At 39.0% G+C, this 6,192-nt stretch carries 5 protein-coding genes; all 5 read right to left on the reverse strand.

Features of this window, described 5'->3' with window-relative positions:
- Window positions 1-673: ABC transporter ATP-binding protein (locus tag F6K13_RS14000; protein WP_287287653.1), on the reverse strand; the 673-nt coding region annotated here is incomplete at its 3' end.
- A 600-nt stretch (window positions 674-1,273) separates the two neighbouring features.
- Complete coding sequence (locus tag F6K13_RS14005) at window positions 1,274-2,491, reverse strand: ABC transporter permease (protein ID WP_124144694.1); 1,218 nt, start codon at window positions 2,489-2,491, stop codon at window positions 1,274-1,276.
- Between the two features lie 85 nt (window positions 2,492-2,576).
- Window positions 2,577-2,801, reverse strand: coding sequence for a Uma2 family endonuclease (locus F6K13_RS14010; protein WP_240038924.1), 225 nt, complete (start codon window positions 2,799-2,801; stop codon window positions 2,577-2,579).
- Between the two features lie 126 nt (window positions 2,802-2,927).
- Window positions 2,928-4,910 carry an efflux RND transporter periplasmic adaptor subunit gene (locus F6K13_RS14015; RefSeq protein ID WP_124144692.1) on the reverse strand — a complete coding sequence of 661 codons (1,983 nt, stop codon included), beginning with the start codon at window positions 4,908-4,910 and terminating at the stop codon, window positions 2,928-2,930.
- Between the two features lie 212 nt (window positions 4,911-5,122).
- A complete protein-coding gene (locus F6K13_RS14020; RefSeq protein WP_287287654.1) occupies window positions 5,123-6,190 on the reverse strand; it encodes a PIN/TRAM domain-containing protein in 1,068 nt (355 codons plus the stop codon).
- Window positions 6,191-6,192: the final 2 nt, after the last annotated feature.

A 6,192-nucleotide genomic window follows, 5' to 3' on the forward strand; every position in this document is an offset into this window, starting at 1 on the left:
AGACGACGCTAGCGGATTTCTTATCGACGATAAACTCCAGCCCCGCATCGAACGTCGATTGCCAGACGACGCGCGCAAACCGGTTCAGCCCGATCCGGGAGGCTGGTTCGTCTGCTAATAATAATACTGGACGATTAACAATTGCACGAGCGATCGCTACTCTTTGTTGTTGTCCTCCTGATAATTGATTGGGTTTATTATTCATCCGATTTTCTAACCCCACTAACTTTAAAGCTTCTGCTGCTCTTTCTTTTCTTTCTTTACTAGAAATTCCAGCATAAAGCATAGGTAAAATAACGTTATCTAGTGCTGTTATTTGTGGTAATAAATGAAATTGCTGAAAGACAAATCCAATTTTGAGATTGCGAATTTTAGCTAAGTCTTTTTCTAAAGTATTAGCTATATCTAAACCATCAAGATAATAATTACCAGATGTAGGGCGATCGAGACAACCAATAATATTCATACAGGTAGATTTACCAGAACCCGATGCTCCCATAATAGAACAATATTCTCCTTCTTCAATAGTTAAACTAACACCATTTAAAGCACGAACTTCTACATCACCCATCACATAAATTTTGGCGATATTTTCTAATCCGACAATGACTGGTTTTTTGGTTTTATTCTCTGGGAGAATTAACGAATTATTTTCAGAATATTTGTATTGCATAGTAATTTCAGTTATCAGTTATCAGTTATCAGTACCTCTGCAATAAAGAGGTTTAACATAAGGAATATTATCTTTTTTTATCCTCTTTTAAGGGAAGGCTTTAGACCGAATTTTTCGGTAATTTTTAACAACGAGTTATTTTCAGCACATTTGCTTTGTATAGGTAAGCATTCAGCAGTCAGCTATCAGCTATCAGCTATGAGTTATTAATTATCTTGGAAGAAGGAATTAGTATTCAAGGAGAATGAAAAATTATGTTTGCGCAGCATTCCACAGGAAATGAAATAGTACTTTCAGCTAACCTTGGCCATTGCTTAATTCTTTCTTTCAAATGCTGATAGCTGATAGCTGAATGCTTACTTGTATAGTAATATCATGTCCGGATAATTAACTATAGAACTCCGTTCCGCTTACATGACCAAAAAAACTTCCTCCTTTTCCTCCTCTTATTTCTTGCTTCTTTCTTCCCTCCTGACTCGGTCCTCCTGACTTCCCCTCCTGGGAGGGGGAGGGGCGAGGGGTGGGTTGACTCCTCCATCATTTTGTTTATAAGTAATCAACCAGACATAATATAATTATTCATTATTAATTATTAATTACCTAAATGCTTCTCAAAGCCACAATAGGATCTAATTTAGCCGCTTGTTTTGCAGGAACAACTCCAAAAAACAAACCAATAGCACCAGAAACACCAAAAGCAATAGCGATCGCTGTTACAGGAATACCTGTTTCTAAAGGAGTTAAAATACTTAAAATTAACACTCCACTCACACCAATTCCAGTACCAATTAATCCACCCACAATAGACAAAATCACCGACTCAATTATAAACTGAACTAAAATATCTTTCTGAGAAGCACCAATAGCTTTTCTTAACCCTATTTCTCTAGTTCTTTCCGTCACCGAAACTAACATAATATTCATAATACCAATGCCACCTACCACTAAAGAAACCGCCGCCGTAGCTGCCAATAATAAAGTCAAAGCTGCCGTAATACCTCCTAAAGTTTGCAATAAATCTTGCTGACTTCTGACAGTAAAATCATCCTCATAAATAATTTTATGTCGCAGTCGTAACAGATTTTCTATCTGAAACTGGGCAGCTTTCATACTATCTTCATCCTTTACCGATACAGAAATTAAACTTACTTGAGTGCCATAAGGAGAAGACCTGCCAACAATTCTATTTGCCATAGTAGTAATAGGAATAAAAGCGCTCATATCTTCATTGTTGCCGAGATTAGTTCCTTTAGATGCCATTACTCCAATGACTTGTAAGCTAGTATTTTTAATGCGTACTCGTTTACCAATTGGATCTTCATTACCAAATAATTGTTCTGCTAATTCTGAACCCAAAGCTACTATATTTTCTTGTCGTTGTAAATCTAAATTTGTCAAAAATCTACCTTTGGCGACATCAAAATTTCTGACAGTTAAGAATTCTGGAGTTGTACCAGTTAAGCTGGATGATGCATTTTTATTTCGGTAGCTAACTAATTCGTTAGCATTAAGAATAGGAGCAACCTCCTTAACAGTTGGAACTTGAGAAGCGATCGCCTCTGCATCTGCCAATACTAATGTTTGTGGCCGAAGAACAGGTTGTCTTTGAGCTTCAGGACTTCCTGGCACAATAAATAGAACATTTGGTCCGAGAGAAGTAATCTGATTGTTAACAAATTTTTGCGCTCCTTCGCCAATTCCAATCATGGCAATAACGGAAGCATTACCGATGATAATACCTAACATGGTTAAGCTACTGCGAACTTTATTAGTTAGCAGCGTTGTAGTTGCCATTTTTATGCTTTCTAAGATGTTCATAATTAGGAAATTGGTAAAGGGTAAAGTAACTAGGACTTATATCATGTCCGGTTGAATAGTTATAAAATAAATAATGAGGAAGGAGTCAGGAGTTAGTCAATTCAGTAATACTGTTGCTAGGAGAAGCAATTTCAAATACTACTTGGGGAGGAATATTCTCTTCTTCCCACTGTTTATAGGAACGTCTATCTCCTTGAGGACGACCGAAAACTACCATCACATCAGGAGCTTGTTTTACCCAAGGTTGTCTGTGTTTGGGATACCAAAATAAGTCTCCGGCAACAAACACATTGGTGTTGTGTTTATACATACCGGCAATACCCCCAACAATAGTAATAATAAAGCGGAGCAGTCGAAGGAAAGGGCGCGGACATATCAAAAGCTTAAAACTCATGCAACACAGGATTTTTCCTTCTTCCTTCTTCCTTCTGCTATATTACCTATTACCAAAAATATCTTCTAACTTTTTACCTTCTGGTAGTTCGATAAAAACTCTTTCCCCAGCTTTTATTCCTTGCAAAATCTGTATTTGATTACCAACACTAAAACCAAGAGTAACAGACTGAAACTTTGGTTGATTTTTCTCATCAGGAATTAATACCCCAGTCTCTCCTTTATTAGTAACGATCGCTACTGTCGGTACAACTAAAGCATTCTCCAAGCGATCGCCTAAAAATTGTAAATCAACATTCATTCCTGACTGTAATTTTTCTTTGCCAGTTTCCAGAGCAACTCGCACTTCAAATAATGTGACATCTCTTTCTACTATTGCTTCTGGAGCAATTAATTTCACCTTACCTTTAAAAACTTGGTCTGGATAAGCATCAGCCACAATTTCCACACTTTGACCAGATTTAATTTGACCTATATCTGCTTCTGGAACTTTTGCCAAAACCTCTAAACCTCTAGCTAAAGCAACAATAGAAGTCGAAGAAGCAGAAGTCGCATTAGAAGCAGAAGTCGCAGGTGTCACAAACGCCCCTTTCGTTGCATATCTTTGAGTAATAATTCCAGAAAAAGGAGCGCGAACCTGAGTATCTTCCAACAGAATTTCCTGATAGCGGACTTGAGCTTCCATTTCAGCAACTTCAGCTCTTGCTCTAGCAATTTCCTCCGGACGAGTACCATTTTCCAACTCCTCCAACTGACTGCGAGCTTCTGCAACTTCAGCTTTAGCTCTAGCAATTTCCTCCGGACGAGTACCATTTTCCAACTCCTCCAACTGACTTTGAGCTTCCGCAACTTCAGCTCTTGCTCTAGCAATTTCCTCCGGACGAGTACCATTTTCCAACTCCTCCAACTGACTTTGAGCTTCCGCAACTTCAGCTCTTGCTCTAGCAATTTCCTCCGGACGAGTACCATTTTCCAACAATTGAAAAGCCTGCTTTTCCTGTTCCACAGCAGCAGTTAAACGCTCTATCTCTGCTCCTCTAGCTTGAGTTAACTGTTCCAAAAGTTTTTCAGCTTCCCGTAAATTAGCTCTAACTCGGCGGTCATCTCTCACATATTCTTCGTAAGCATCACGAGCAATAGCACCCTCACTTGCCAAATTTTGATATCGCACTTGCCGTTTCGTCGTTAACTCCAACTCTGCTTTTGTCGCCTCTATTCTAGCCTTAGCTTGTTCAATTTCCTCCTTCAGACTTCCTGTCGTCGCATCATCCAAACGAGCGATCGCCTGTTCTAAACGTGCCTTCCCCTGAGCTATTTCTTCACGACGGTTGCCAGCTCGTAATTGAGACAAATTAGCTTGAGTTCTATCTAGACGCGCTCTAGCAACAGCAATTTCTTCGCGACGACTGCCAGCTTGCAATTGGGATAGACGAGCTTCCACTTGATTTAAACGCGCTCTAGCAGCAGCAATTTCTTCTGGACGACTACCAGCTTGCAATTGGGATAGACGAGCTTCCACTTGATTTAAACGCGCTCTAGCAGCAGCAATTTCTTCTGGACGACTACCAGTTTCCTGTTTTGCCAAATTTGCCTTTGCACTTTCAAGTCTTGCCTGAACTTGACGGAGTTGAACTTCTAAGTCGCGACTTTCCATCCGGGCAATAACTTGGCCGGCTTGGACGCGATCGCCCTGTTCGACATATAATTCTGCCAAACGGCCTTGATTTTTGGGAGAAAGGTTGACTCGTTGTATTGGTTGGACTTCCCCGCTAGCTGTAATTCTCACAACTATATTTTGAGCTTGTACGGGTATAGTCAAAGTTTCAATGATTTCTTGCTTTCCCTGAGACTGGTTACGGACTAAATAGATGCCTGTGGATAAAGCTAAGAGTCCCGCTGCCACCAGAGCGATCGCCCATTTTTTTCCCTTCTTGGGGCGTTCAACAGGTAATTGTTTATTGCGGTCATTTTGGTCTTGGGGAGTAGTTAAGGTCTGAGTTGTGCTGTCTTGAAAGCTAGTTTTCATTATCTTTTTCCTTCTCAAATGTTGGTAATTATACTAAATCCGGTTTAGAAGGGAGATTACCTTGAAGGTAAGGCAGAAGCCAAAATATCTGTATTCTATGTTAATGAAAACTGCTATAATTAACCCCAACTATCTGAAATACAGAAAATTGGGGCTGTTTTTTGAGCATATTTTATTAGACATTTTTCAGGCGATTATAACTATCACCAAAATTAAGCTATGGCAGACTCTTGAGTCCGGGCAAAAATCATTCTACCAGCAGAAGTTTGTAACGAACTGGTAACAATAACTCTAATTTCATCTCCAACATATTCACTACCTGATTCCACAACTACCATTGTGCCATCATCTAGATATCCTATACCCTGGGATGGCTCTTTCCCTGCTTTACGAATTTTGATTTCAATAGTATCACCAGGTAGATAACTTGGTCGCACTGCTTGAGTCAAGTCATTAATATTTAGTACGAGAACTTTTTGTAAACTAGCAACTTTAGACAAATTGTAGTCATTAGTTAACAAAGTACCATTAATTTCCAGAGCAAAATGAATCAATTTAGCATCTACTGTAGAAATGTCTTCATAGTCTGCAAAATGAATTTGAATCTGAGAAGGGTAAACTGCTTTAAGTCTATTTAAGATGTCTAACCCTCTTCTACCTCTAACTCTTTTTTGATCGTTAGAAGCATCAGCTATAAGTTGTAGTTCCTGTAAAACGAACTGTGGTACAAGAATTTGCCCCTCAAGAAAACCTGTTTCCAGTAAATTTTCTATCCTACCATCAATAATACAGCTAGTATCCAAAATTTTAGTAGTAGCAGGCTTAAGAGTACCTTCTGCTACTAATACTGTATCTAGACTGTTAGGATTGATCAGCCGTAAAAAACCACGACCATGAGTATCAGCAACGTTAACTCCTGTAAAGCCTAACATGACACTGCCTAAAACTGCTATAAGAGGCTTAATAAAGCTAAATTCCTCTGGAATAGGAAGTAAAAAGAGTGGCGCTAGCATTAAGTTTGCCACTAATAGTCCAATGACTAATCCTATTGCTCGAGTTAATAATAAGTCAACTGGCATCTGGGTGACTTTTGCTTCCACTCGTCGATATGTAGTTTGAAATACCAATCCCAATACAAAGCCAATCAAGGAGGTAAAAGCAGCTAATACTGAACGTAAACCTTCAATATTGGTAACTTCTAATAATACATTGGGGGGTAATAGTTCTATGCTATAGAATCCTATTCCTGCTCCAGCGAGTACAAATGAAATGATAATGATTG

Source organism: Okeania sp. SIO2B9 (assembly GCF_010672505.1).
In the GTDB taxonomy this organism is placed as follows: domain Bacteria; phylum Cyanobacteriota; class Cyanobacteriia; order Cyanobacteriales; family Microcoleaceae; genus Okeania; species Okeania hirsuta.

Bases quoted from the DNA above. Each gene is read 5' to 3' on its own strand.
- F6K13_RS14005 (WP_124144694.1), bottom strand. From the start codon at position 2,491: ATGAACATCTTAGAAAGCATAAAAATGGCAACTACAACGCTGCTAACT.
- F6K13_RS14010 (WP_240038924.1), bottom strand. From the start codon at position 2,801: ATGTATAAACACAACACCAATGTGTTTGTTGCCGGAGACTTATTTTGG.
- F6K13_RS14015 (WP_124144692.1), bottom strand. From the start codon at position 4,910: ATGAAAACTAGCTTTCAAGACAGCACAACTCAGACCTTAACTACTCCC.